This is a genomic window from Streptomyces sp. AP-93, from assembly GCF_022808175.1.
GTDB lineage: Bacteria > Actinomycetota > Actinomycetes > Streptomycetales > Streptomycetaceae > Streptomyces.
This window is the reverse complement of record NZ_JALGBX010000006.1, coordinates 254,619-279,302: the sequence shown is the minus strand read 5'-3', so window position 1 is coordinate 279,302 and position 24,684 is coordinate 254,619. Positions and strand designations below refer to the sequence as shown.

The following is a 24,684-nucleotide window of genomic DNA, read 5'->3' as shown; positions in this document are numbered from 1 at the left end:
GTGCGCCCGCAAGAAGGAACCGCTCTTTGCCCATCAACGACTCGGCGACCCTTGTCGTCGGCACCGGCAACTACCTCACCGCCCCGGTCGGAACACCGATGCCGGACAACCTGCTCGTTCCCACCTCGCCGTGGTCCTCCGTCGGCCACACCTCTTTGGAGGACCTCTTCGGTCTCACCTCCGAGGGCGGCGAGGCCACCACCATCGGCACTCTCCAGAACAAGTCCCTTCGGACGAAGTACAGCCAGCGCACGGAGCAGATGACCTTTACGCTCCAGCAGTTCGACGCCCCGGCCCTAAAGCTGTACTTCGGCGCCAACGCCCCCATCCTGCTGGATGGCTCCGTTGGTGTGCCCGCCGAGCCTGTCCCCACCCAGGCCGCGTTCCTCGCCGTCTTCGTCGATGGTGAGAACCACTTTGCCTTTTATGCGCCCAAGTCGGAGATCTACAGGGCCGACGACATGTCTATCGCGGACACGGAGAGCCTGGCCGGTCTGCCCCTCGGGGTGAAGCCCATGGTCCACGGAAGCAACTCGTGGACCTACGCCGTGACCCCGCTCGGCGGAACCATCGCCACGGGCGCCACCGCAGGCACTCCCGGCAGCTTCACGCCGTCCGGAGCCAGCGCCCCGGCCAAGTTCGCCACGCTGACCGGCGTCACTGCCTCGCCCGCGACTGCTTGGACCACCGGCCAGCACGTCGTGCTCGGCGACGGCTCCAAGGCGAAGTGGACCGGCTCGGCCTGGGCCGCCGGCATCGCCTGATCCCCCCTTCCTCACCAATTTCAGCACCCCTACCTCGGAGGTCCTCCCCCATGGCTTCGTACTCCCTCGACGACATCCGCACCGCCGCAGAGGCCCGATACGGCTCCACCGACATCGACCTCGGCGCCGAGACCGTCCGTCTACTCAACCCCCTTCGCCTCCCGAAGGAGCGGCGCGACCAGCTGGCCAAGCTCCAGGACCGCATGAGCGCCGAGGATGCGGACCAGGAGCTCCTGCTCTCCGAGGCCATCCGTCTCGTTGCCGAGCGCCCGACGAGCGCGGACGCGCTACTTGAGGCCGTGTCGGGTGACCTCGCGCTCCTCGCCGAGATTTTCGACGCCTACGGCCGGAGCACCCAGCTGGGGGAAGCCTCGGCCTCTGCCGCCTGATCGACGACTACGGGGAGGGCCTGTACCCGGACCTGCGGCTGCACTACGGCGTTGACCTCGCCGACGTCATCGCGGGCCGAGGCCCCTCCCCCGCTCTCGTCCTTCTTCTCGTGCGGAGGCTTCCCGACACCTCCCTCACGGTCGCGCTCGCCGCAGGCGGACGGGAGTTCCTCGGCTGGGGGCAGGACCGGCACCTGATGGCCGATCTCTTCGACGCACTCAACGCCAACACGAGGGCGTCCGGCCAGTGGGCGAAGGGCAAGGCCCCCAAGCTGCCCGAATACCCGCGCCCCAAGGCGACCACACCACAACCCGAGCAGCGACCGGCGGTCACCGTCGCCCAGCTCTACGCCCAGTTCCAAGGGAGGTGACCGATGCCCGCAGGGCAGGTGATCGGCCGCGTGGCCATCCGGGTCCTCCCCGATACCGACGACTTCCGTCGACAGGCCGAGCGGCAGCTCGAACGCATTGAACAGCAGCTCGACAAGCTCAAGGTCGGCACGAAGATCGACATGTCCGGAGCCTCGAAGGCGTTCATCGAAGAGCTCCGGAAGATCAACTCGCGGAACCGGCAGTCGGACGCGCGCAAGATCCGCTTCTACACCACGATATCCACGGACGGCATGGCAACAGCCGTACGGAATGCCGCGCGCGAGCTCCAGCACCGTGCCAACTCACAGAAGATCGACTTTAAGGTCAACGACCTGAAGGCCACGGGGAAGGTTGAGCTCGATCTCGACCAGCAGTCTGCCGACCACGTAAAGCGCAAGCTGAACGACTGGGCGAGCGACGTCTCGCCGCTGAAGGTCATGGTCGAGCTGGACATCGCCAACGGTGCTGGCGCTGCGGTCTCGGCCCGTCTCCAGGTGCTGACCCGCCCTCGTACGGTGCCCATCCTTCCCGAGCTGGACAACGGCGCGGTGGCCCGCGTCGGCACCGCGCTCGCCGCGCTCAGCGGCGCCCGAGTGATCAACTCGATCTTCGAGAAGCTCGGCAACACGCTGAAGAACCTTGACAAGAACGTACCGATCATCGGATCGCTTGCCGTCGCGATCTCCGGCCTCGCGGCATGGGGTCTCTCCGCGGCCTCCAACCTGGCCGCCCTGTCCGCATCACTCGCGCAGATCGGCTATGCCGGCCTGCTCCTGCCGGGCCTGCTCGGCGGCATGGCGGTCGGCCTTGGCGTAACGATCGCCGCCTTCAAGGACTTCAACAAGGTCATCCCGGAGGTCAAGAGCGCCCTCGCTGGACTCCAGGACACGATCAGCACGAACTTCTGGGCGCAGGCCGAACAGCCCATCAGGGCAATGGTCGACGACCTGCTTCCGAAGTTCCGGACAGGCGTCGCCGACACTGCCACCGCCCTGGGCGGCTTCTTCGGCAGCCTCGCCACGAACCTCGGCACCTCGCTCTCCCCGGCCCTGGACCAGATGTTCCGGGACTTGTCCCAGTCCATCGCCAACGCGACCCAGGGCACGGACACCTTCGCGTCGATCATCGCCACCCTCGGCAAGGTCGGCACCAGCTACCTCCCCCAACTGGCCACCTGGTTCGTCTCCATCTCGGAGAAGTTCGACGGCTTCCTTCAACGGAAGGGCGAGAACGGCCTCAAGGCCGAGATCGACCAGGGCATCCAGTCCCTGAAGGATCTCGGCTCGGTCCTCTACAACACGGGCGGCATCCTCGCCGGAATCGCCCGTGCGGCCGAGGCCGCTGGCGGCTCCTCGCTCGGCATGCTCGCCGGAACCCTGGAGCGCATCCACAGCACTGTGGACAGCGCGGGCTTCCAGGAGGGTCTGACCGGCGTCTTCCGTGCCGCCCACGAGGCGATGAGCCAGATCGCCTCGACCTCAGGTCCGGCGGTCAAGAACCTCTTCGCGGAGTTCGCTCAGCTTGCAGAAACGATTCTTCCGCAGGTCGGCGGGATCATCGGCACGGCGCTGAACGCCATCGCGTCAGCACTCGCTCAGCCCGCCGTCACCGACGGCATCCGCGCGATGTTCAACGGCATCGGCTCTGCCGTTGCCGACCTCGCGCCGGCCATGGCCCCCGTCGGCCAGGCGCTCGGCGCTCTCATGCAGGTCGTCGGGGCCTTCGCCGCAATGCTCGGCCCGCTGGTAGCTGCGGTTATCACGCCGCTGGCCATGGCCTTCACGGCCCTGGCCCCCGCGATCATCCCAATCGTCAACCTGCTAGGCACGCTGCTGACCGCCGCCGTCCAGGCGGTCGCGCCCCTGGTCGTTCAGCTGGCCGAAGGGCTCCAGCCAATCATCTCGGCCATGGCTGAGGGCCTGGCCCCGATCATCCCCGTCGTCTCGGCCGCCCTCCAGACGGTCGCCGCCGCGCTGAGCCCGCTGATTGAGGTAGCCCTCCAGCTCCTCGAAGCGGTGATCAAGCCGCTGATCCCGGTCATCACCGAGATCGTCGCGGCGGTCCTGCCACCCCTCGCCGACGCCTTGGCGCGGGTGGCCGAAGCGGTCAAGCCCCTCCTTGAGGTCCTGACCGCTGTCGTCGACTTTCTGATGCCGATCCTGGCTCCGGCCATCGTCTTCATCGCAAAGCTGCTGGGAGACGCCCTGACACAGGCGATCAACGGCGTGGCGATGGTCTTCGAAGGCGCCCTCAAGATGATCAAAGGCGTCTGGGACATCTTCGCCGGCATCTTCACAGGCGACTGGGAACGCGTCTGGAACGGCATCAAGTCCTTCGTATCCGGTATCTGGGACTGGATCAAGGGCGCGTTCCTGATCCTCATCAACATCGGCATCCTCGGCGTCGGCAAGAAGATCCTCGGTCTCTTCAAGGGCCTGTGGGAAAGCTCCTGGACCGGCATCAAGGGCCTCAGCTCGTCCATCTGGAACGGGATCAAGGGCCTGTGGAACGGATTCCTCGACCTCCTCGGCTCGCTCGGCCGATCCGCGATGTCCCGACTGCGAACCCTCTGGGACGACGCCTGGAACGCGATCAAGAGCAAGGCGTCCTCCATCTGGAGCGGGATCAAGGGCCTGTGGAACTCCTTCCTGGACACCCTCAAGTCCCTTGGCAGCTCCGCTATGTCAGGCCTGAAGTCCCTGTGGGACGACGCCTGGAACGGCATCAAGACCCTCTGCTCCCGAGCCTGGGACGGCATCAAGGACGCCGTCAAGGACGGCATGCTCACGGTCGTACGCACGGTCGGCGAGCTTCCGGGCAAGGCCCAGTCGGTGCTGAGCGGGATCAGATCGGCTCTGATCGACGCGGGCAAGAAGCTGATCAGTGGCCTGATCGACGGCATCAAGTCCATGTTCGGCTCGGTCAAGGACACCCTCGGCGGCCTGACCTCGAAGTTCAAGGACTGGAAGGGCCCCCCGAAGAAGGACAAGATCCTTCTCTACGAGGCGGGCCAGATCATCATCAAGGGCCTGATCAAGGGCTTGGAATCCCAGTACGGCAAGGTGAAGGACTCTCTCCAGAACCTCACCGCGCAGATCCCGAAGGACGCCTCGCAGGGCTTGCGTGACCGCATCGCCCGCGACCGTACCCAGCTACTGAAGCTGGCCGCCCAATGGGAGGCGGGTTCGAAGCGACTGGAGGCGGCGCGCGACAAGCTCGTCCAACTCCGCAAGGAAGCCCAGGACTACGCGGGCCGCGTCGTCGACCGGATCATCGACACGGGCGACGTCACCAAGGCGAAGGACGGCTCCTTCGGCGGGATCGTCACCAACCTGAAGCAGGCGGTCGATCAGGCGAAGCGGTTCGCCAAGGCACTCGCCGTACTCAAGGCCAAGGGCCTGTCCCAGACCGCGATCGACCAGATCGCCACGGCTGGACCCGAGGCCGGGCTCACTGCGGCCGAGTCGATTGCTGCGGCCGGCAAGGACGGCATTGCCAAGATCAACGCCCTTCAGGCCGAGCTCGCCAAGTACGCCAAGCAGGCCGGTAAGACCGCCTCCGATGCCATGTACGCCAACGGCATCGCGGTCGCCGAAGGCATCGTCAAGGGCCTGGAGGTCAAGCAGCAGGACATCGAGAAGCAGATGCTGAAGATCGCGGACGCCATGGTCGACGCGATCAAGAAGGCCCTCGGCATCCACTCCCCCAGCAGGGTCTTCGCCACGCTGGGCGGATACATCGGACAGGGTCTCGCCCAAGGCATCACCGCTGAGCGGCCCCGAGTCGCCCGCGCGGTGGACGACCTGGTTGACACGGGGACGGTCACCCGCCCCAGCGCGGTGCGCGGCCTGTCCGCTGCCGTCGGCCGCGCCATGGCGGCAGCCCCTGCAACCAGCGGGACGACGAAGATCCTCAACTACTACGCGGCACCCGGCAACAGCCTCTCCTCGCAAGAGGACCTGTTCGCCGCGGCTGGCCGAGCTCGGATGGTGGGCTGGTGACGCTGGTACTGGAGAACGACGTTGACACCCTGCGTCTCGACGAGGGCGAACAGACAGGCAGCGGGATACAGGCCCTGGCCGGCATGACCGGCCTGGGTCTGCCCCCCGTTGCCGCCCAGTGGCTGGAGGGCGCGGGAGACGGCGCCCGCTACCGGGGCCAACGCGTCCTGCCCCGAGAGATGGACCTCCCCCTCGACATCGTCGGCAGAGACCGAGCGCACCTCCAGCAGCTCGTCTCGCGGCTGGCCCGCATGCTGTCCGGCCCCTGCCGCCTGATCGTCATCGACGAGGAGGGCGTGCGGTGGTCCACCCTCGTCGTCCGTGTCGGTGGCGGCGACTACCCCTATGCCGGCGGCCTGGACGTGCAGACCACCATCACCCTGCGCGCCCCCGATCCGTACCTCCACTCCTCCGTCATCTCGACGGAGCGGATCGGCGCTGATTCCGCCAAGCCATTTCTCTCAGGCCTGGCCTCGCTGCCGGTCGCCTCCAGCCAGGCCATCGGCGAGATCAGCGTGGACAACCCCGGTGACGTGGACGCCTACCCGACCTGGGAAATCGTCGGGCCAGGCAAAGACCTCACCCTCATCTCCCCACGCGGCGAGGTTCTCCGATGGACCGGAACCCTCGCTGCGGAAGAGCGACTGATCATCGACACCCGCGCGGGAACCGTCAAGGACACCAAGGGCGCGAACAGGTACGCCCTCCTGGACACGGCACCCCGCTTCTGGACTCTGCCACCTGGCATCTCCAGCGCTGGTGTCAGCCTCCTCGACGCCACCACCGCATCCCGTGTCACCTGCTCCTGGCGGCCCCGAAGATGGATGGTGATCTAACTGAACCTGTCCGACCTGACCGTTGAAGTCCGCCGCGCCGACCTGACCCGTGTCGGCCTGATCCGCCCCGAGGACCTGACCCTCAGCCTGGAGATCACCCATAACAATGTCGGGTCCTGGACCCTCATCCTGCCCACGGAACACGAACTCGCCGACGTACTCCTGACCCCCGGCTCGGGCCTGATCATCACTGGCCCCGTCGACGTCCTGGCCTCGGGCCCCATGACAGCCTACGAGCACGCCGCCACACCCGAGGACCGACGCGGGTCCATCGTCTTCAGCGGCGTCACCGACAGCCTGATCCTTTCCGACATGCTGGCCTGGCCCGAGCCCTCCAACCCGGACGTTTCCAAGCAGAAGGTCGGACACGACACCCGCACCGGGCCCGCGGAATCCCTGATGCACGCGTACGTAGCCGCCAACGTCGGCCCCAGTGCCCCACCCGCCCGACGACGGCCGTCGCTAACTATGGGGGTGAACCTCGCTCGCGGAAGCGCCACCACGAAGTCGGCGCGCTTTCCGCCCCTCGGTGAACTCCTCTCCGAGATCGCCGCCCCGGCTGGCCTCGCCTTCAGGATCGTGCAGCGCGGCTCTCAGCTGATGTTCGAGACCACGGCGACGGCAGACCGTACCCGCGAAGTCCGTCTGGACGTTGCGGCAGGCACGCTTGCCGGTCAGCGAGTGGCCGTCTCCACCCCCGGCGCCACGCGGGTCATCGTCGCTGGCCAGGGCGAGCAGGAAGCCCGAACTCTCCTACCCATCGAAGATGCAACCTCGATCGCCGCTGAATCCGCCTGGGGGCGACGCATCGAACGCTTCGTCGACCAGCGCAATACCAACGATGCTGCCGAACTCGCCCAGGCCGGCAGGGAGGTGTTGGCCGAGTCCGGGTTCACAGGCACCGCCGTGCAGGCCGTCCCGGTCGAGGACTCGACGATGGAGATGGGCATCGACTGGGGCCTCGGCGACCGCGTCACCGTGATCGCGGGCGGACGAGAGCTGACCGCACCCGTCACGGGCGTGATCATCAAAGCCGGTGACGGCGGCTTCCAGGCCGGAGCCCTCCTCGGCGACCCGGTGCCCCTGGACCCCAACGCAGCTGCCGCCCGGCAAGCCCAGGCCGCAGACTCCCGCATCTCCTCCCTCGAACGCACGGCGGAACCCGTACCGCCCGGCCCCCGGGAGCTGAGCCCAGCAGGCTTCACCCAGGCCGCGCCACCACCCGACTACCCGAACGGCGCGTCCGTCCTCTACCTCACCGCGGCCGACGCAACGGCCGGGGGCTGGGACTTCGGCGGGAAGTACGGCTTCCTCCGCACCATCAGGGGTGCCAACGGGGACGCCTCCCAGACCTGGAGCCGCGTACACGCCGCAACCACGACGCATGAAGAGTGGCACCGGGGCGGCAACAGATCCACCGGCTGGAGCGCCTGGCGACAGGGCGCCTTCGACACGATCCTTCCGCCTGCGGGCGTGGCTCAAGCCGCGCTGCCCAGCACCTACCCCGCAGGGGTCTCCACTCTCACCATGAACTCCGACCAGGCTACCGACGGAGGGTGGGAGTTCGGCGCAGGAGGACGGTTCGGCGTACTCCGCACCATCCGCCCGTCCGGCAGCACCTTCGCATCCCAGCAGTGGCTACGCCTCAGCCCGACCACTGTGGAGGAGTGGCTCCGCACTGGGGCCGACAGCGGCGGATGGACCCCGTGGCGCAAGGTCGCCTTCGAGAGCCAGGACACCTCAGCGTAGGACGGCCCGGCCCCAGCCTCCCTCACCACTAAGGACAACCCAGAACCCTTGGCCATCACCTCATACCCCTTCGACGGACAGGCAGTTTCCGAATCCCAATTCGGCCTATTGTTCCGCGAGTTCGCCGACTCCGGAATCGCAGCCTCAGCGTCCGCCTCCAACTTCTTCACCAGCGCCGACGGCACCGCCATGACCGTCAAGGTGACGGGCGGCTTCGCAGTCCTACGCGGGCACGCCGTCCTCTCGACCGCGACCGAAGCCCTGCCCATCGCGGCGGCCGGGGCAACGGCCCGCACCGATCGCATCATCCTTCGCCTCGACCCGGCAGCCAACTCCATCGTGCTCGCGGTCCTTCAGGGAACGGCCGGCGCGGCGGCTCCCGCGCTCACCCAGACCGACACCGGCATCTACGAGCTGCCGCTCGCCACCGTGACCGTCGGCGCAGGTGTCACAACCATTGCCGCAGCAGCCATCACTCCTGATCGCCGGTTCGTTGGTGGCTCCGTCGGCGTCTGGACGACCTCCACCCGCCCGACGTCACCGCGCATGGGCAAGGTCGGCCTCAATACCAGCACCGATGCCTTCGAGTACTGGTCCGGCTCCGCCTGGACCTCGTTGATCCCGCCGATCTCTTGGTCCAGCCTGACCGGCAAGCCCAGCACCTTCTCCCCGAGCCCGCACGGGCACAAGTGGGCGGACATCAGCGACGCCCCGGCGACCCTTCCCCCCGGACCCCACACCCACCCCTGGGGCGAAGTCACCGGTAAGCCGACCACCTTCCCGCCCGACACGCATGCGCACTCCTGGACGTCCGTCACAAGCAAGCCGAGCACCTTCCCTCCGGCGGGCCACGAGCACGACTGGGATGAGGTCACAGGAAAGCCGAGCTCATACCCCCCTGCGACGCACCAACACGACTGGGCAGCCGTCTCCGGCAAACCGACCGCGTTCCCCCCTTCCGGGCACTCCCACGGATGGAGCGACATCTCGGGCAAGCCCGGCCAGTTCCCGCCGACAGACCACTGGCACGGTCAGTACCTGGACTCAGGCGGCACGATCTCCTGGGCCAACGGCTCCAAGCAGCCCCACAACAACTCGGCCAGTGGCTCCGGTACTTGGTACGCGGTTTGGGTTGAGGGCGACGGCACCTTCTGCCGCAACACGAGCTCCATCCGCTACAAGGAGAACGTCCGGGACATCGCGATCCGCCCCGAGGGGGTCCTCGCACTGCGGCCACGGATCTACGACCGGAAGCCCACCGAGGACAAGCCTGATGCTCGCAAGAACGAGTACGGCCTGATCGCCGAGGAGGTCGCACGGACCCTCCCCGAGATCGTCACGTACAACGAGGAGGGGCAGATCGACGCCCTCCGGTATGACCTGCTCGGCGTTGCTCTGCTGCCCGTTGTTCAGGACCAGTCCCGGCGCATCACCACTCTGGAGCAGCGGCTCGCCGCCGTCGAAGGCCGGCTCGCGGGGGCCCCGTGACCACAGCCCTCGCGCCTACGGCTCAGGCCGCCCTGATCTCGGCGGCCGGGGCCGTCTTGGTGGCGCTGGTCGGCGTCCTGGTCGAGCTCGTTCGTCGCCAAGGTGCCGCACTCGCCGAGGTGCGCGACCACGCCCAGGAGGCCCGTGATCAGGTCTCCAACGACCACACCACGAACCTCCGCGATGACGTCGATCGCGTCATCCGGGGTCTCGACCGGGTCCTCGACGGCCAAGAGCATCACGCCGAAGAGCTCTCATCCCTGCGGCGCGAGATCGCCCACGAGCGTGTTGAGCGCCTGGCCGTAGCCGGGCGCCTCGATCGACACCTCACCGAAGCCAACTGACCCACACCAATACCAGGCCCCGCCGGAATTCCGGACGGGGCCTTCGCCATATCCAAGGAGATCTTCCTGAGCATCAACATCGTCTCCCGCGGCTCCTGGGGCGCGAAGCCGTGGAACGGCACCCCTAGCCACGTCGCGCTCTCCCAGCGCACCGAGTTCTTCGTCCACTACGACGGCGGCGACGCCATCGCCCGCACCGGCAACTCGGTCCCACAGGCGATCGAACGCGGTCACCTCGGCCAGGGGTGGGCCGGAATCGGCTACAACTTCGCCATCGACCAGAACGGCGTCGTCTTCGAGGGGCGAGGCTGGACCCTCCAGGGCGCCCACTGTCCCGGACACAACGTGAGCGGCTTCGGTGTCCAGATCGCCATCGGTGGCGACCAGTCCCCCTCGGACGCGGCCCTCCGTTCGGCCCGAGCCCTGTACGACGAGGCGTGCCGGCGTACCGGCCGGACTCTGCTCCAGCGCGGTCACCGCGACGGCATCGCGACCGCCTGCCCCGGCCCGAAGCTCTACGCCTGGGTGCAGGCGGGCATGCCCGTCAGCGGCACTGGTGGCGACAGCGGGAACAGCACTCCGTTCCCGGGCCGAGGTGCATTCGTCCTCGGTAAGACCCACCCGGCCGTCACCGTTCTCGGTCAGCGCCTGGTTGCCCACGGCTTCGGCCGCTTCTACAAGGAGGGCCCCGGCCCTCGCTTCACCGAGGTCGACCGCTCGGCCACCGCAGCGTTCCAGCGGGCGCAGGGCTGGAGCGGTTCCGACGCGGACGGATACCCGGGCCCGTCCTCCTGGTCCCGCCTGATGGCTCCGGCAGGCCGCTGATGAGCAAGATGCTGATGCCCGGCTCCAAGCCGCTCGGCCTCGTCAGTCTGCTGCCCGTCCGGTACCGCACCCGCGCAGGCGCGATCCTGGCCGCGATCGGCGTCGCGGTGAGCGTCGCGGCGATCGTCTACGCGGACAGTCCCGAAGTCGCGGTCATCGTGCAGATCCTGACCGCCCTCGGCGTCGTAGCCCCGTCCGACCGTGAGGACATCGAGTAACGAACAAGGCCCCCACCGGCAAACGCTGGTGGGGGCCTTTCGTCATGCCTCTATGCCTTGCCCGCAGCCTTCGCGGCTTCGATCTCCGCGACGGTCGTGACCTTGCGGGTTCGTCGCCGCTGAGGCTCCGAGGTTGCAGCGGTCTTCGCTGCCGGCCGGGGCTTGGATACCTCGGCGGGGGCTGCGCTCTCGATGCGCGGGCCGAGCACATCCTCGAAGGGCGCGGCGTCGTCGCTGCACCGGACCGTGGCACCGGAGCGACCGCTACCAGGCTCCGTAATGGTGTAACTAACGACCGGTACGCCAGGCCGTCGGCAGACGTCGCAAACTTCTACTTCGATCAGCACAACCCTTACGTCTCCTCGTTCGTCTTGACTCGCCCAACTATTACATGCCACTGTAGAGCCGTGCCTGCTGCCGCAACAACGGCCATGCACTTGCGAGAGAACCATCAAACCAGAAGGGGTGGACTCATGGGCCGTGCGAGCAAAGTCCAGAACCACGACGAGGCGAAGCGCTGGCTCAAGGAAGGCAAGTCGTATGCCTGGATGGTGGCGACGTACAAAGAGAAGTACGGGATCGACACCACCCCCACCTATTGGGCGGTCTACCGCAACCGCAACGACCTGCCACTTCGCATCACCCGCGATAACGACCTGATTCCCTGGCAGGTTGAAGAGAAGCATCGGTGGGCCTACGACCTGGTGATGCTCCGCTTCGAGGCCCGGCGTCGCGCCGTTGCAAACGGCGACTCGAATCTTAAAAATCTAGCGGAAGCCGATGCCAACCGCCTCGAATCCTGGAAGAAGTCGCTCGAAGAGGAATCGGCTGTCGTCTACTACGACCCTACGACCGAGGATGGATTCTTCCTCGTGCCCCGGGAAGATGGCGACGCGGACATCGTCCGGAAGATCAGGCGCGGTGATCCCGCAAAGCCGCGCCGCTCGGACAGCGCGAGCAGTACGGATATCTGAAAACCGCCGACGGGCCACCCCAGGAAATCTGAGGGTGGCCCGTTCTGGTTTTCCGACTAAGCCGCGGAGGCGTTGCCGGGCGCCGAGGCGATCCGGCTGAGCATGTCACCGGCCATAAGCGTTGCGGCGACCAGCGCGCTCGTGTCTTCGGGCATCTCTTGCGCGGGAATCCACAGCAGGAGCGATCCCTGAATCGTCTCGTCCCACATCACGGGGACTGCGACGGAGTCCCAGCCGCTCATGCATTCCTGGCGCCCGATGGCGAATCCGGAGTCGATGATGTCCTTGAGCGATTCGACGAGGACGTCGTTGTCGCGGATCACGCCGGGGCCGACACCTTCCGGTACCTGCTCGGCGAGAACCTTCTCCTGGAACGGCGCCGGCATGTGCGCCAGGATCACACGCCCACTGGCACCCGTGCGGAGCGACCTGCTGTACTTGACCAGCTCGAACGGGTCGATGCCGATGGACTTGGGGTCGAAGTCGCCGATCGCGTAGTCCGTGCAGATGCGCCGGGTTCCAACAACCGCGTAGTAGGCGACCAGCCCGCCCGTAGAGCGCTGGAGCTTGTCGAGAACGGCGTGCGTCATCTCTTCATCGGGGGTCTGGGCAAGCGCTTGCATCGAGAGTCGAAACGCTCCGGGGCCAAGACGGTAGAGCTGACGGCCGTTTTCCTTCACCTGGACAAAATTTCCGTCAGCGAGTCCGTCCTGAAGAACTCGGTAAACGGTTGCCCGGTCGAGGCCGGTCGCCTTGGCGATAGCCGCAGGCCCGTGACAGTCCCCGTCGAGGTCAGCGAAAGCTCGCTGGACTAGAAATACTCGCTTACCGTGCGCCGTGCCCTTGACCGTGGTCATTACTTCCCCTGAACAAAACGCGGCGCCGCCTTCCCCGGCGACGCCGCGAATACCTGTGGTCCCAAGCCAGCGCCTTTGCGGAGCGCGGGCTTAGAGATCGATGTTACTGCCGGGTTTGCTTGATCGTTACCTTGCCTACGGTCAGTCGGGCCTCAAGGTCCGCGTGCGCCCTTGATGCCTCATCACTGTTGTAGCAGGGACCTATGACAGGCCGCAGATCTCCGCGCGCCGTGGCCTCGAACAAGGCGGCCATGGAGTCCCGCAACGCGTATCGAACGCCGTACAGGTTCGGAAGCCAAAAGCCCGACACCGACTGCGACTGCTGCATGAGCTCCGTGATCGACGGTGAGCGACGGTCCCCGGACACGCATCCGTAAACGGCCATCCGGCCACGAGGGGCGAGGGCAGCGAGAGTTGAGTCGAAAACGGAGCCTCCCGTCATCTCCAGCGCGGCACTCACCGGCCCCTCGTTGGCTTCGAGAATTCGGGCGGCGAGGTCCCCGTCCAGGGAGGAATCGAGGACGACGTCTGCCCCCAGCCCTCGGACGAGCTCGACCTTGTCCTGCCCTCCGGCCAGAGCGACGACACGGGCTCCGGCAAGCTTGGCGAGCTGCACCGCGAGGGAGCCGACACCGCCAGCGGCGGCCGGCACCAGGACCGAATCTCCCTTTGTGATCCTGATCACCGAGTGCAGCAGGTGCCACGCGGACTGGCCCTGGAGGGTGAGGGCGACGGCCTGATCGTCGCTGACGTCGTCCGGAACCTCCCAGGTCAGCAGGCGGCGCACCACCGCCTTCTCTGCATACCCACCCCCCTGACACAAGCCCACGACGCGGCGCCCGTCGGGCAGGGTTCCCATGACTTCATTGCCCGGGATGATCGGGTACTCGACCTGCGCCAGGTAGTCCCCCTGCCGCACGTGGATGTCTGCGTAGTTGACCCCGGACCGCGAGACGGTCACCACGTGGTGGCCCGCGATGGCTCTCGGGTCTGGCACCTCCATCTGCCGCAGCACCTCCGGGCCGCCCGCCTGAGTCATCACAATCGCTCGCATGTTGATCCTTCACTCGGTTAGGTGTATCCACCACTTTATGAGGCCCCCGAAGGATTCATCTCGTCATTTCACGTGGCGAAACGGGCCGACGCCTCCCCTCGTTTCACCACGTGAAACGAGACCCGCCCCATTTCGCATGGCGAAATGAAAGGTTATTTCAATTCCCGAAAAGGGGCCTAAATCACTCCGAACGGAAGCTCTGAGTCCAGTAGGGTTTGCAAGGGTTGACCGGAGGGTAGCCCTGCGGGCAGGATCTAGGCTCGCACGAACGTTCGACCGCTGGCGCGGGGAAGCGCCGGCACGGGGAGAGGAGCCGTCGGATGATGCATGGCCAGGGGGCGGTCTCCATGTGTGAAGCCGAGCCGATCAGGCGAGCCGAGGTCCTGTACCTGCCGGGCGTCGCCCTGCACGTCGCCGAGGACCGGTCGGACTGCCACATCACGGTCAGCCCTGGTCACGCTCCGGACCACCTGCGCCGCATCCTCCAGGCCGCCAAGCAACGCGGCCTGGGGCTCCTTGACCAGGACGAATGCGAGCCGACCCTGCTCGCGGACGACTCCGTACGCCTCTACCTACAGACCGCCGCATAACCACCTGGAGCCCAGTTTGCCCCTGACTCTGACCGACCTTCCGGCCCGCGCTGTCCCTCGGGACGGGTGGGGGCGCCCTCTTGTCGTACCCAAGACCGGCGGGACTCCCAAGCCGCTGACGAGGACGACGACGTACATCGACTGCATCGAGGACAAGACGGCCCTGACCGCCTGGAAGTCCCGCATGACTCTCGTGGGTGCGTCCCGCGACCCAGCTCTCGTGGCGCGAGTGAAAGAGTTGAACTCCGAGAGCCGGGAAGACAAGGCGGTGCTGGACGAGCTTGCCGAGCGGGCCGTGAGCCTCGCCGGAGCTAATAGGAAGCGTGAGCACGGAACCCACCTGCACACGCTCTCCGAGGCCGTCGACCGCGGGGAGCCCCTTCCTCTCGGTACGTCCAACCGCGACCTGGCCGATATGGCCGCGTACAAGATGGCGATGGCCGGCTTCGACACCGTGGCCATCGAGCGGTTCGTCGTCGTGGACGAGCTCGGCGTCGGCGGCACCTTCGATCGCCTGCTGCGCTACTCGGGCCCAGGGCCTGACGGCCGACACTTCGAGGGTCTGCTGATCGGAGACCTGAAGACGGGATCGGTCCAGTACGGCGGCCTCAAAATGGCCAGCCAGCTCGCCGTGTACGCCCATGGCGAGCGCTACGACCACACCCGCTTCCCCGTGGACGGACGCGATAAGAAGGCCCTGGCCGCGTGGCGGAAGACCTCCGTGCCGGCCGACGAGGCCGCGACCGCCTACGCCGAAGCAGCCGAGGTATGCCGGGACTGGGGCGTGATCATCCACCTGCCCGCAGGGGAGGCGCAGTGCACCCTGTACTGGGCGGACCTGCGGATCGGGTGGGAGGCCGCGCTCCTTGCACGTGACATCCGGCGCATGCGCGCAACTCGGGGGGCGCTCGCCGCGTTCGAGAGTTCAGTCCAGCGAATCGTTTGATATAGTGTAACTACACACCGGGGAGGCCCGGTCGTCACATGAGGGGAACAGCGATGCCCGAAGAGGCCCTGTCAATCACCATCAAAGTCCCATGCGGGGACGGCGGGACCGCCCCGCAGGTTGTCTTCAGCGGCACCGCGAGCGGTCTTCGCGACGAGCTCGGCTCCTTCTTTGGGCTCGAAAGTAAGAGTGTAACTTCTCTCACTCTCCACGAGATCCTCGTCGAGGTCAGTCAGCTCGCCAGAAGCGCGGAGGCCATCACCTCCGGCCTGGGTGCCCACGTCGTCCCGCAGGCGTCTACAGCGGCGCCCCCCGCGCCGCAGGGTGGCCCCACCGGTAGCCCGGCCTCCGCCGTTCTGGAGCAGATCGCCGCCTGCCAGGCCGCTGATGAGCTGCGCCGCCTCTGGGCGGCCAACCAGGCCGCCTTCGCGGAGCCGGTTGTCATGGACGCCTGGAAGGCGCGCGGCCGAGCACTTCAGGCGTCGTGATGGGCCGTCGACTGCTCGGCGCGGCTGTCGCCGTCGTCCTCGCCGCCGGGCCCTTGAAGCCCCGACGCCTCCCCCACACCCCCTACCCCGTTCACCGAAAGAGTGGAGATCAGCACTAGTGACCCTGAACCTGAAGAACATCCCGACGCAGGCCGGCGGTTGGTTCAAGCCGAAGGAGGCCGTCGATGCCGCTGCCATCCTCGTCGAAGTCTCGGCGTGGGACCGGCAGCGGCCGACGCCCAACGGCCCCAAGGACAGCGCTCTTTGCACCGTATCGATCTTCCGGACCCCGGAGCAGCTCTCGTCGCTGACCCCCGAGGTCTCGCAGGGGATGCGGATCGAACAGACGGTCCTGGCTCGTGACCTGGAGACGATGGTCGGCAGCGCTGTGCTCGTCACCGTCGCCCAGATCCCGCCGACGAAGCCCGGCGCCAATCCCGCTTGGGTCTGGCGCCAGGTCAACGATCCGGCCACCCGGACCCAGGTCATCGCGTACGCCGAGCAGCGCGACAAGGCCGTAGAAGCCGCGGTGACCGCAGCGCCCACGTTCGACTGACAGATCGGCCAACAGGAGGGGGCGGCCTCGACGTCGCCCCCTCCCCTTCATGATTGGAGCCGATCAAGTGCTCACCCCTGGACGGTCCTTGACCCTCCACGCTGAAGCGGGCCGCGAACTCCCTCGGATCGCCGCGTTCGAGGCCCTCTACAACATCGGCTGCCGCCCCCGACAGGGCGAGGTCATCATGATCGCGGGCCGGTCGGGAACCCAGAAGTCTGGCCTGGCGCTCTACTGGGTCGCCCAGATGAACCTTCCCACCTTGTACTTCTCGGCGGACATGTCTGCCTTCACCGCCTCCTCCCGTCTGGCGAGCATGGCTACCGGCGACACGACCGAGATGGTCGAGGCGGGCATGGCGGCAGGTGGCCGGCACCGCCAGGAGTACCTGTCTGCCCTTGCCGATAGCCGCATCACCTTCTCCTTCGGTAGCCCGATCACCTGGAAGAACGTGGACGAGGAGCTGGAGGCATACATCGAGCTCTGGGATGCGTATCCGGAAGTCCTGGTGTTCGACAACCTCATGGACTTTGAGAATTCGGAGTCCGACTACACCGAGCAGATGGCCGTGATGAGCGGACTGACCGAGCTGGCCCGCGCGACAGGCGCGACCGTGATCGTCCTGCACCACGCCTCCGACAAGAGCTGGGAGGCCAAGAGCGACCCGTGGGCCCCGCCGTCCCGCGATCAAGTCAAGGGCGGGCTGAGCGAGAAACCCGAGCTCTCGCTCTCCGTGGCGCTGGACCCGTCCAGCCTCGAATACCGCATCGCCGTGATCAAGCAGCGCATGGGGCCATCCGATCCCACGGCCCGCCGGTACGCCACTCTGCGCTGCCACCCAGACGTCACCCGATTTTCCGCGCTCGCACCACGCCAGTGGTCCCCTCTCGACGCCTTGAAGCAGTGAGGAATGTAAGAGTTGACTGAAATAGCGGCGCGAAACCGCCGGAACCGGCGGCGAGGGGCTGACTGGGAGTCGGAGCTTCGCGACCGGCTTCGGGAAGCAGGGTTCGATATCGAACGCCTCCGACTCACTGGCAAGGACGACGAAGGAGATCACGTCGTCCGGAGGCCAGACGGGCGCCCCCTCGTCATTGAGGCGAAGAACGCCACCTTCGAGCCCAGCGTGTTCGTGCGTGAGGCCGTGCGCGAGCGGGACAACTACGCCCGCCATCGCGGGCTGGACCCGTCCGGCGTGGATGCCGTGGCCGTCGTCCGCCGCCGGGGTGCGAGCTGGCGCGACGCCTACGTCCTCACCACGGTGTCCGAGTACTTCGGCCTCTCCCGCGAGGCCGAGCGGTGAGGCAGTTCGAGGAGATGGCCGAGCACCGACGCCTGGCGAGGGAGCTCTCTGACCTCCTGGACGAGTCCGAGCCCGATGGGCTCGACGACCTCGGGTGGGACAGGCAGGCCACTCACTTTCGCGGACGGAGGGTCGCGTGAGACTTCGCAACATCGGCCGGCAAAACCACGAGGACCAACCGAAGCCCGACCTGGTCGCGGTCCTGGAGCACTACGGGGTCTCGATGACCCGGACCGGCATGGTCGCCTGCCCGCTGCACGAGGACCGCACCCCGTCGTGCTCCGTGGACGAGGACAAGGGCCTCTGGAAGTGCCACAGCTGCGGCCAAGGCGGCGATTCGTACAACCTGATCATGCAGAAGGAGAGCACCACCTTTGTCGGAGCGCGAACCCTTGCGGCCTCTCTCGGCCTCCCAGCGGACGATGCTGGAGGAGGCGACGAACATCTATCAGGCAGCTCTTACGGCGGACGCCGCCCGCTACCTGGCCGAACGAGGGATCGGCGAGGAAGAGGTGGCTACGTACCGGCTTGGCGTCGTCAGTGACCCCCTGCCCGGTCACGGTCGCTACCGCGGAATGCTCGCGATCCCCTACCTCGCCCACGATGGCCACACGCTGACCATTCGCTTCCGCTGCCTGGAAGAGCACGATCACCGAGCCCTGGGCCACGGCAAATACAACACGATCCCGGGTGATCCGCCCCGCCTCTACGGCGTCGACTCCATCCACCAGGCCGGAGATGAGATCCACCTCGGCGAAGGCGAGCTCGATCGGATCATCCTCCGGAAGATCGGATGGAACGCCGTCTCGGCTCCCGGGGTCGAGATGTTCTTCGGAAGGCACCGCCGCATGCTCGCGGGCTTCTCCCGCGTCTGGCACTGGCCGGACCCGGACGATGCCGGCGCCCGCATGGCCGCCAAGGTGACCCGCGGCCTCCGCTCAGCCTCGCCGATACGGCTTCACGTCGGCGACGTCACCGAGACCTACAAGGCCGGAGGCGCCCAGGCCCTGTACGACCTGCTCGAAAAGGAGAAGTCCAAGTGACCGAGAAGCCCCCTGTGAAGCGGCAGTCCCGCAGGCCGGACCCGACCACTGCCGTGTTGGCCGAAGTACGGGCCGAGCGCAAGTCGCTGCCAGACGAGGACCGCCCGCTGGGCGGAGGACTCCGGCCCGACCGTGCCCGCCTGCACTACCGCCGCGAAGCCGACCGCTGGGCCGAGATCGCCTTCGCCCGCTCCCTGGCCGACCACCCCGGCTGGGACGCCGAGCTCCTGGCCGTACTCAATGCGGCCATCGCCGCAGCGGACTCCGCGACCGCCCGCGCCGGACTCATCCAGGTGGCCGCCCTGGCAACGGCAGCCGTCGAGCAGCTTGCCAAGGAAGCCGCATGAGCAGCCCTTTGCCGGGCCGCCCCGGTCCGCGCCTGCTGGCGATCTGGGAAGCCCTGGATGGCCGCGAACGCGAAGCATTCGAGCGTCACCTCCTCCAGGACACGGCGGCCGAGGACCTCGTCTGGACTCTCGACCGATACGGGCATCGGGTGTCCGCCTCAACCATCCGCACCTACCGGCGCCACCTGCGCCAGGAAGGGGTGACCGCCCTTGAGCGACACCCTGCTTGATGAACTCCTCTCCAAGCCCGTCGGGCCCTCCCTCCCGGCCCGCCAGGTCGACCCCGAGCGGGACTACACCCGACAGATTGAAGTGGCCGGAGACACCGCAGAGGTCACGGTCCGTGGCCCCCAGGGCATAGACCCCGAGTCAACTGCGGCCGACGTGCTTCGCGCGCACCAGCTCGACCCTGCCGAATGGGAGGTCACGGCATTCCGCTCGTCCGAGTGGACGATGCCGGGCGGCGAGACCGGTGTCTCGGCACGCTTCAACTTCGGTCGGCGCAAGGGTGCTGTTGCCGAGCGACCCAGCGTCGACGAGCTGCTCACCGTCTTCGACAACTACACCCCGCCGGTACGCCTGGCCCAGCGCGCCGAGGGCGAGTGGTCCTACGTGATCGCGATCGGCGACATGCAGTTCGGCAAGGCCGACGGCGACGGGCCGGAAGGGACGCTCCGCCGTTCGATCGAATGCATCGATCGAGCCGCAGTGCTGCTCTCCGAATACCGCAAGCGCTTCACCATCGACCACGTTCACCTGGCCTGGCTCGGCGATCACGTAGAGGGCTTCGTGAGCCAGGGCGGCGCCAACGTGTGGCGGACTCAGCTCACCCTCACGGAACAGATCCGCCTCACCCGTCGCCTGATGGCGTACGCCATCGTGAAGCTCGCGCCCTTGGTCTCCCGCCTCACGGTGGTTGCCGTACCCGGTAATCACGGTGAAGCAGTACGGCCGGGAGGCAAGGGCGTGACCCGCTACGACGACTCCCACGACACCGAGGCCCTGATCTCCGTCAACGAGGCCCTGGCGCTCGCTGGCGAGGACTTCGCCCACGTGGAGATCTACGTGCCGGACTCTGACGAACTCACGGTCGTCGTGGACTGCTCCGGCACCGTCGTGGCCCATGCCCACGGCCACCAGTGGCGCGCTGGCCGGCACTTCGAATGGTGGAAGGGCCAGTCCTTCAACAAGGCATCCGCGATGCACACCGCCGATCTGCTGCTTGCCGGCCACCTCCACCACGAACTGATCGACACCGATGGTCCCCGAACCTTCGCGCAGGTCCCGGCCATGGAGTCCGAGTCGACCTGGTGGCGTCATCGCACCGGAACAGTCGGGGCGCCCGGCCTCATGGTCATGGTGACCAAGGACGGCCAGGTGCCGGTCAAGGAGGTGGTCCGATGAACCTGGATCTCGCCGATCCCGAATCAGCCGAAGCCACGGCAGCCGACTGGTCCGTACTCGCCGAGCCGCAGGTCGACAGCGTGGCCAAAGCGGTCGCCCGCGGCTTCGCCCGCGACTACGGCCTGACGCTGGAGTACGACGACGCCTTCCAGGAAGCCGTCCTCGTCTGCGCCGAGCGATCCGCCGACGTCCGACGCATCCTCTCCGAGTCCGGACCCGGCCTGCTGCACCGTTGGGTGTCCCAGCGTCTCCGGGACCGCTGGCTTACCGAGGCTCGGCACCGTGTCAGCCACACCTCGTACGAAGCCGCTCAGCAGGCGGCAGGAAGCGGTGAGCGGTGAGCGGCTATGACCGGCGACTCGTCGAACATCTCCTGCCGGCCGTTTGGGACGTAGAGGCCGCTTACGGCATCCGCAATCCCACGGCCCCTGACGCCGACATGCCGAAGGGAAGCATCGACAAGAAGTCCGCGGGAATCCTCTTCGCCCACCTCGCCGATATCCGGCGGGGCTGGGCGACTGCCCCCCTCTCGCTGGCCGAGCGTCAAGCCCTGCTGCTCCGGTACGGCGCCGACGTGCATGACGATGAGGCTGGAGTCCTACAAGGGGTCACGGCCAGGGCCGCGCGGTATCGGTGCGAGCGAGGGGTAGGGAAGATCGCCGCGCATCTCAACGGGGACATATACGTTGACGGATACGCAACCCTGGAGGGCGAGGCATCCTCGTAGGCTTCCGGCCTTGTCGATCGCAGGATCGCCAAGGCCGGCGTTTCTGAGCAGCCGGACGCCCCTAGGAACGGTCCGACACCTTGCTGTAGTCGACGAACGAAGACCAGGCGGAGGAGCCCACCGTCATGGTGCCGCGATCCCAACACTTGCTGTCGCGCACCATGACGCCTTCGGGCACGTCGTCCGCGACCTCGACGCAGTTGTCCGTCCTCGTGTAGGTGCTTGTCCGCCAGTTCAGAGGTTGAGTCATTTCATCTTTCCTCGTCAGTACCGGTCGTAGTGCCGGATGGCACCACGGATCAGCTCCTTGGCGGAGTCGCCGTAGACCGCTGACCGCTTGAGCAGCCCAAAGGCTTTGACGTACGTGTCGATTTCCGAAGGCTTCGTTACGGTGAGCTCCGCGGAGTACGTCTCCACCAGGACCAGCTTCTCGTCGAACATCGAGAACGAGTTGCCGGGCCAGATCCAGAGCGGGGCATCTCGGGGGACGAATCCCAGGCTGAGCCTGGGTAGCCGCATGACGTTCAGCAGCCACTCAAGCTGTGCGAGCATCACGTTCCGACCGCCGAAGTTGCTGAATAGGGCCTGCTCTGCCAGGAGGACGTGGAAGGCCCGGTCTCCCTCGTACAGGTACTTCTGCCGCTCCAGGCGCTTATCCCGGGCGGACTCGATGTCGTCGGGGATGTCGTAGAAACTGACGACCTGCTTGAAGGTCTCTGCGGCGTAGTCCGCAGTTTGGAGGGCACCCCAGATGAGGGTGGGGTGCCAGATCCTGAACAGCTTGGTCCTGGCGTAAACCGGTATGGCCTTCTGCTGCCTTGAAGTTGCCCCGTCGGCAAGCTGGCGCTTCCATTCGAGCCAGAGTTCGTTTATGTGCCGCAGCGCGGCAACGAGGTCCGGAAGCTGATCTTGCTGCCCCGTGACCTCACACCAGTCTCGAAGGTCGTCCTCGCTCGGCTTCTGCCGGCCGTGCTCGATCCGAGAGACCTTGGACTCGTGGAAGCCCACGGCCACCGCGAAGGAACGCCCGCTGGCGTATCCCGCGTTTCGGCGGAACACGCGCAGTCGGGCGCCCAGCGCCTCTCGTTGATCTTGCGCCTCGGTACTCACAGTCCGATGATCAGGGCTTGTACTCACCGTGGGAAATAGCCAGCCCCCAGAGCAGGTCGCGCACATGGACGCACTCCGCCACGATCACCGGATCGGTGATCAGTTCGGATCCCAGAACGCGGCCCTCGCTGTCGAAGTGCCCGACCGCGAGGAGCTTGTCGTCGTAGAGCCACCAGTCGTTGCCCTCAACAGGAAACGTGATTCCCTCGGGAATCTGGTGACGCGGAAGCCAGCGGATGTCCTCCCCAACTGCGAGGTTCTCCACGGTGTTGGAGTGCTCCCACGTGACGTACTGGGAGTGGGGCTCCGTCACGACGCGGACGCGGCGTACAGTCTTGCCCTCGCCCGTCGCGCGGCGCATCAGCTTTCGCCACGGGCCGAGCCACGCGAAGTCGTCGGGTTCGCCTCGCTGCCAGCGCGCGTACGGCGTGTCTTCCACGGGCGAGCCGTAGTCGTCCCTCAGCTCCAGGTGGAAGGCGTCGCGTTCGAAGCTGTTGAACAGCTCGTCACGCTGGGCGCTGGTGATCAGGTCCACTCTTCTCCTCCAGGAGGTTCAAGATCGCGGATCGCGGGACTTCGATGCAGTCTTCGTAGTCGGGCAGCCGCATCTGACTCAAGGCCTCCAGGTCGCGCATCACGGGGCCCTGCACGACGCACGTGCCCTCGCCGGTGCGGATCACGATCGGAGCCGAGAAATCCTTGATCTCCCCGGACGGTAGACCGTCCTTGGTCAGGTGCTCGAACAGCTCGGTCGGAACCTCGACTGCCGTGTGCCCATGCGGCACGTCGAGCTGCATCAGCAGGTCGTTCGCGAAGATCTTCCAGCCCTGCACGACGTAGCTGTCCCTGTCCGTGGCGTACAACGTTGGGCTGTCGCCCGGAGTTGAGTTCTTACCCAAGAACCGTAGCTTCACGGTCGCTCTCCCGTCCTCTGCCTTGCACGAGTTTGCGCGGTTCTCAAATGCTCGTCTGACTGTTCGGGCCCGTCAAACGGCATGCTGCAAACATCTGCAAGTTTCTTGGGAGTTGGGATCCACCAGCCCTACGGTCAGCTCGAAACCCACGAGACGCAGGACCAAGGGGATCACTATGAGTACGACGACCACGGCACGGACTCAGCAGCTCGGCACCACCCCTCGTGAGACGGCCCACATCATCGCGAAGAACGCGGTTCCGGCCATACAGCAGGCTCTCCAGGCCGCCGGAATCCCCGCTGCGGTCTACGCGGCCGGGGTGAACGAACAACAGGACGGCCAGTTCGAAGGACTGGTCCACATCTCGCTCGGCGCCGCCGACGCCTACGACCTCGGTCGCTGGCTGGAGGCCCGCGGCGAGATCCGACCCGCGACCATCCAGGAAGAGGGGCGACAGATCGCATGAGTCGCCCCCTCGGAACGTCTGAGGAGTTCCTGCTCCCTCACGAGGTCAAGGTCGGTGACCTCTTCCAGTTCGACCACGCCTGGTACCCCGTACAGGACATGGTGGCTGGGCACGGCGGGAGTCGCATCCTGCACTTCAATGCCCGCAGCCCCTACACCATGTCGCAGGCCGAGATCATCGCGCGCCCGATCAGCTACGCCGACGAGACCGGCCGCCTCGGGCGGCTGCTCAGCCCGTGACGCGGGGCGCGCAGTGAACGGCCGGCATGGCAGATCGGAGTCGATCCGATTACCCGGACTGGGGATGGTGGTTGGTGCCCTCAGCCTGTGGCTGACGCCACCGCTGATCCTGCTCTCCAGCCAGGCGGCAAGCACACCCGACCCTATGCAGCCACAGCTTTCAATCTCCACGCCAGACGATCAACGGGATGGAGAACCGGATGCCTGATCAACGGCCGGACCCCTTCAAAGATCCCCCGCCCCGCCGGGTTGCTGCTCTCGCGCTGCTTGAGCAGGACGGCTTGTTCGCGATCATCCACCGGACCTACTGGACGTCGGTAGCCAAGTGGGGGCTGCCCGGAGGGTCCGCCGACCCCAACGAGCTGCCCCGTCGGGCATTCAGCCGGCACATGGACCAGAAGCTCGGGCTCCGCCTGTCCGCCGGGCGCCTACTGGCCATCGACCACGCGCCGGAATGGCCCGGCCGGTACCGCGAAGGAATGAACCTCGTCTATCACGCGACGGTCAGCGCCGACGCCGAGACCACCCCTGGAGGTGGCTACGACGAAATTCGCTGGGTGACGCCGGACGCAGCAGCCTCCGTTGTTGTTGACCACGAGCTGCTGCGACTCACGCACTGCGTCGAGGCGCTGCGGAGCGGCACCTTCGTCGAGCTCCTGATGGGCAATCCGATGAACTGA

Annotated in this window: 33 protein-coding genes; 27 read left to right on the top strand and 6 right to left on the bottom strand. The window is 66.8% G+C overall.

The features are described from left to right. Positions 1-26: 26 nt before the first annotated feature. From MTF69_RS12930 to MTF69_RS12880, 11 genes are all read left to right on the top strand, one after another. Positions 27-764, top strand: coding sequence for a hypothetical protein (locus MTF69_RS12930; protein ID WP_243333658.1), 738 nt, complete (start codon positions 27-29; stop codon positions 762-764). Between the two features lie 50 nt (positions 765-814). Continuing rightward, positions 815-1,153: a phage tail assembly protein gene (locus MTF69_RS12925; protein WP_243333656.1), complete on the top strand. Its 339-nt coding sequence runs from the start codon at positions 815-817 to the stop codon at positions 1,151-1,153. Positions 1,154-1,263: 110 nt separating this feature from the next. Continuing rightward, the gene (locus MTF69_RS12920; protein WP_243333654.1) at positions 1,264-1,524 is read left to right on the top strand and encodes a hypothetical protein; all 261 of its coding nucleotides are present in this window, start codon (positions 1,264-1,266) and stop codon (positions 1,522-1,524) included. Between the two features lie 3 nt (positions 1,525-1,527). Next, positions 1,528-5,526: a hypothetical protein gene (locus tag MTF69_RS12915; RefSeq protein ID WP_243333652.1), complete on the top strand. Its 3,999-nt coding sequence runs from the start codon at positions 1,528-1,530 to the stop codon at positions 5,524-5,526. Continuing rightward, on the top strand, positions 5,523-6,362 hold the full coding sequence (locus tag MTF69_RS12910; RefSeq protein WP_243333650.1) for a phage tail domain-containing protein: 840 nt from the start codon (positions 5,523-5,525) through the stop codon (positions 6,360-6,362). The genes MTF69_RS12915 and MTF69_RS12910 overlap by 4 nt, the downstream gene beginning before the upstream one ends. After that, a complete protein-coding gene (locus MTF69_RS12905; RefSeq protein WP_308401402.1) occupies positions 6,363-8,111 on the top strand; it encodes a siphovirus ReqiPepy6 Gp37-like family protein in 1,749 nt (582 codons plus the stop codon). It begins immediately after the preceding gene. A gap of 48 nt (positions 8,112-8,159) precedes the next feature. Then, complete coding sequence (locus MTF69_RS12900; protein WP_243333648.1) at positions 8,160-9,599, top strand: tail fiber domain-containing protein; 1,440 nt, start codon at positions 8,160-8,162, stop codon at positions 9,597-9,599. Beyond that, positions 9,596-9,943, top strand: a complete 348-nt coding sequence (locus MTF69_RS12895) for a hypothetical protein (protein ID WP_243333646.1) — start codon at positions 9,596-9,598, stop codon at positions 9,941-9,943. Before MTF69_RS12900 ends, MTF69_RS12895 begins: the two co-directional genes overlap by 4 nt. A gap of 9 nt (positions 9,944-9,952) precedes the next feature. Further along, positions 9,953-10,768: a peptidoglycan-binding protein gene (locus tag MTF69_RS12890; RefSeq protein WP_308401401.1), complete on the top strand. Its 816-nt coding sequence runs from the start codon at positions 9,953-9,955 to the stop codon at positions 10,766-10,768. Continuing rightward, positions 10,768-10,986, top strand: coding sequence for a hypothetical protein (locus MTF69_RS12885; RefSeq protein WP_243333644.1), 219 nt, complete (start codon positions 10,768-10,770; stop codon positions 10,984-10,986). The genes MTF69_RS12890 and MTF69_RS12885 overlap by 1 nt, the downstream gene beginning before the upstream one ends. Before the next feature lie 473 nt (positions 10,987-11,459). Then, a complete protein-coding gene (locus MTF69_RS12880; protein ID WP_243333641.1) occupies positions 11,460-11,960 on the top strand; it encodes a hypothetical protein in 501 nt (166 codons plus the stop codon). 56 nt (positions 11,961-12,016) lie between these two features. Here the strand turns inward: MTF69_RS12880 and MTF69_RS12875 are convergent, their stop codons facing one another. Then, entirely contained in the window at positions 12,017-12,817 is an 801-nt protein-coding gene (locus MTF69_RS12875) for an IclR family transcriptional regulator (RefSeq protein ID WP_243333640.1), read from the bottom strand. Between the two features lie 103 nt (positions 12,818-12,920). Further along, on the bottom strand, positions 12,921-13,871 hold the full coding sequence (locus tag MTF69_RS12870; RefSeq protein WP_243333638.1) for a zinc-binding dehydrogenase: 951 nt from the start codon (positions 13,869-13,871) through the stop codon (positions 12,921-12,923). A 320-nt stretch (positions 13,872-14,191) separates the two neighbouring features. Between MTF69_RS12870 and MTF69_RS12865 the strand changes: the two genes are divergently transcribed. The 13 genes from MTF69_RS12865 (at position 14,192) to MTF69_RS12805 (ending at position 21,275) form a co-directional block, all read left to right on the top strand. After that, positions 14,192-14,461 (top strand): hypothetical protein, encoded by a 270-nt coding sequence (locus MTF69_RS12865; RefSeq protein ID WP_243333635.1) that lies wholly within the window; start codon positions 14,192-14,194, stop codon positions 14,459-14,461. Between the two features lie 16 nt (positions 14,462-14,477). Next, positions 14,478-15,407 carry a hypothetical protein gene (locus MTF69_RS12860; RefSeq protein ID WP_243333633.1) on the top strand — a complete coding sequence of 310 codons (930 nt, stop codon included), beginning with the start codon at positions 14,478-14,480 and terminating at the stop codon, positions 15,405-15,407. A 53-nt stretch (positions 15,408-15,460) separates the two neighbouring features. Then, positions 15,461-15,895, top strand: coding sequence for a hypothetical protein (locus tag MTF69_RS12855; protein WP_243333631.1), 435 nt, complete (start codon positions 15,461-15,463; stop codon positions 15,893-15,895). 118 nt (positions 15,896-16,013) lie between these two features. Beyond that, a complete protein-coding gene (locus MTF69_RS12850) occupies positions 16,014-16,451 on the top strand; it encodes a hypothetical protein (protein ID WP_243333629.1) in 438 nt (145 codons plus the stop codon). A gap of 88 nt (positions 16,452-16,539) precedes the next feature. Beyond that, positions 16,540-17,358 carry an AAA family ATPase gene (locus tag MTF69_RS12845; RefSeq protein ID WP_243333627.1) on the top strand — a complete coding sequence of 273 codons (819 nt, stop codon included), beginning with the start codon at positions 16,540-16,542 and terminating at the stop codon, positions 17,356-17,358. A gap of 219 nt (positions 17,359-17,577) precedes the next feature. Then, positions 17,578-17,754 carry a hypothetical protein gene (locus MTF69_RS12840; protein ID WP_243333625.1) on the top strand — a complete coding sequence of 59 codons (177 nt, stop codon included), beginning with the start codon at positions 17,578-17,580 and terminating at the stop codon, positions 17,752-17,754. A gap of 223 nt (positions 17,755-17,977) precedes the next feature. Beyond that, positions 17,978-18,298, top strand: coding sequence for a CHC2 zinc finger domain-containing protein (locus MTF69_RS12835; protein WP_308401400.1), 321 nt, complete (start codon positions 17,978-17,980; stop codon positions 18,296-18,298). Beyond that, entirely contained in the window at positions 18,180-18,797 is a 618-nt protein-coding gene (locus MTF69_RS12830; protein ID WP_243333851.1) for a topoisomerase, read from the top strand. The genes MTF69_RS12835 and MTF69_RS12830 overlap by 119 nt, the downstream gene beginning before the upstream one ends. Beyond that, positions 18,794-19,144 carry a hypothetical protein gene (locus tag MTF69_RS12825; protein ID WP_243333624.1) on the top strand — a complete coding sequence of 117 codons (351 nt, stop codon included), beginning with the start codon at positions 18,794-18,796 and terminating at the stop codon, positions 19,142-19,144. Before MTF69_RS12830 ends, MTF69_RS12825 begins: the two co-directional genes overlap by 4 nt. Further along, a complete protein-coding gene (locus tag MTF69_RS12820; RefSeq protein ID WP_243333623.1) occupies positions 19,141-19,374 on the top strand; it encodes a hypothetical protein in 234 nt (77 codons plus the stop codon). Before MTF69_RS12825 ends, MTF69_RS12820 begins: the two co-directional genes overlap by 4 nt. Further along, entirely contained in the window at positions 19,355-20,548 is a 1,194-nt protein-coding gene (locus MTF69_RS12815) for a hypothetical protein (RefSeq protein ID WP_243333622.1), read from the top strand. Before MTF69_RS12820 ends, MTF69_RS12815 begins: the two co-directional genes overlap by 20 nt. Beyond that, complete coding sequence (locus tag MTF69_RS12810) at positions 20,545-20,889, top strand: hypothetical protein (RefSeq protein WP_243333621.1); 345 nt, start codon at positions 20,545-20,547, stop codon at positions 20,887-20,889. Before MTF69_RS12815 ends, MTF69_RS12810 begins: the two co-directional genes overlap by 4 nt. Continuing rightward, a complete protein-coding gene (locus MTF69_RS12805) occupies positions 20,886-21,275 on the top strand; it encodes a hypothetical protein (protein ID WP_243333620.1) in 390 nt (129 codons plus the stop codon). The genes MTF69_RS12810 and MTF69_RS12805 overlap by 4 nt, the downstream gene beginning before the upstream one ends. A 61-nt stretch (positions 21,276-21,336) precedes the next feature. Here MTF69_RS12805 and MTF69_RS12800 read toward each other — a convergent pair whose 3' ends face one another. Genes MTF69_RS12800 through MTF69_RS12785 form a run of 4 tightly spaced genes read right to left on the bottom strand, consistent with a single transcriptional unit; the run spans position 21,337 to position 23,299 of the window. Then, on the bottom strand, positions 21,337-21,525 hold the full coding sequence (locus MTF69_RS12800; RefSeq protein WP_243333619.1) for a DUF397 domain-containing protein: 189 nt from the start codon (positions 21,523-21,525) through the stop codon (positions 21,337-21,339). A 14-nt stretch (positions 21,526-21,539) separates the two neighbouring features. Further along, entirely contained in the window at positions 21,540-22,385 is an 846-nt protein-coding gene (locus MTF69_RS12795; RefSeq protein ID WP_243333618.1) for a helix-turn-helix transcriptional regulator, read from the bottom strand. Positions 22,386-22,395: 10 nt separating this feature from the next. Further along, entirely contained in the window at positions 22,396-22,920 is a 525-nt protein-coding gene (locus tag MTF69_RS12790) for a DUF6879 family protein (RefSeq protein WP_243333617.1), read from the bottom strand. Continuing rightward, positions 22,892-23,299 (bottom strand): hypothetical protein, encoded by a 408-nt coding sequence (locus MTF69_RS12785; protein ID WP_243333616.1) that lies wholly within the window; start codon positions 23,297-23,299, stop codon positions 22,892-22,894. The genes MTF69_RS12790 and MTF69_RS12785 overlap by 29 nt, the downstream gene beginning before the upstream one ends. Positions 23,300-23,474: 175 nt before the next feature. On the opposite strand from MTF69_RS12785, the gene MTF69_RS12780 reads away from it, so the two are divergent. From MTF69_RS12780 to MTF69_RS12770, 3 genes are all read left to right on the top strand, one after another. Further along, entirely contained in the window at positions 23,475-23,765 is a 291-nt protein-coding gene (locus tag MTF69_RS12780; protein ID WP_243333614.1) for a hypothetical protein, read from the top strand. Beyond that, positions 23,762-24,004, top strand: coding sequence for a hypothetical protein (locus tag MTF69_RS12775; protein WP_243333613.1), 243 nt, complete (start codon positions 23,762-23,764; stop codon positions 24,002-24,004). Before MTF69_RS12780 ends, MTF69_RS12775 begins: the two co-directional genes overlap by 4 nt. Before the next feature lie 188 nt (positions 24,005-24,192). Continuing rightward, positions 24,193-24,684 carry an NUDIX domain-containing protein gene (locus tag MTF69_RS12770; protein ID WP_243333610.1) on the top strand — a complete coding sequence of 164 codons (492 nt, stop codon included), beginning with the start codon at positions 24,193-24,195 and terminating at the stop codon, positions 24,682-24,684.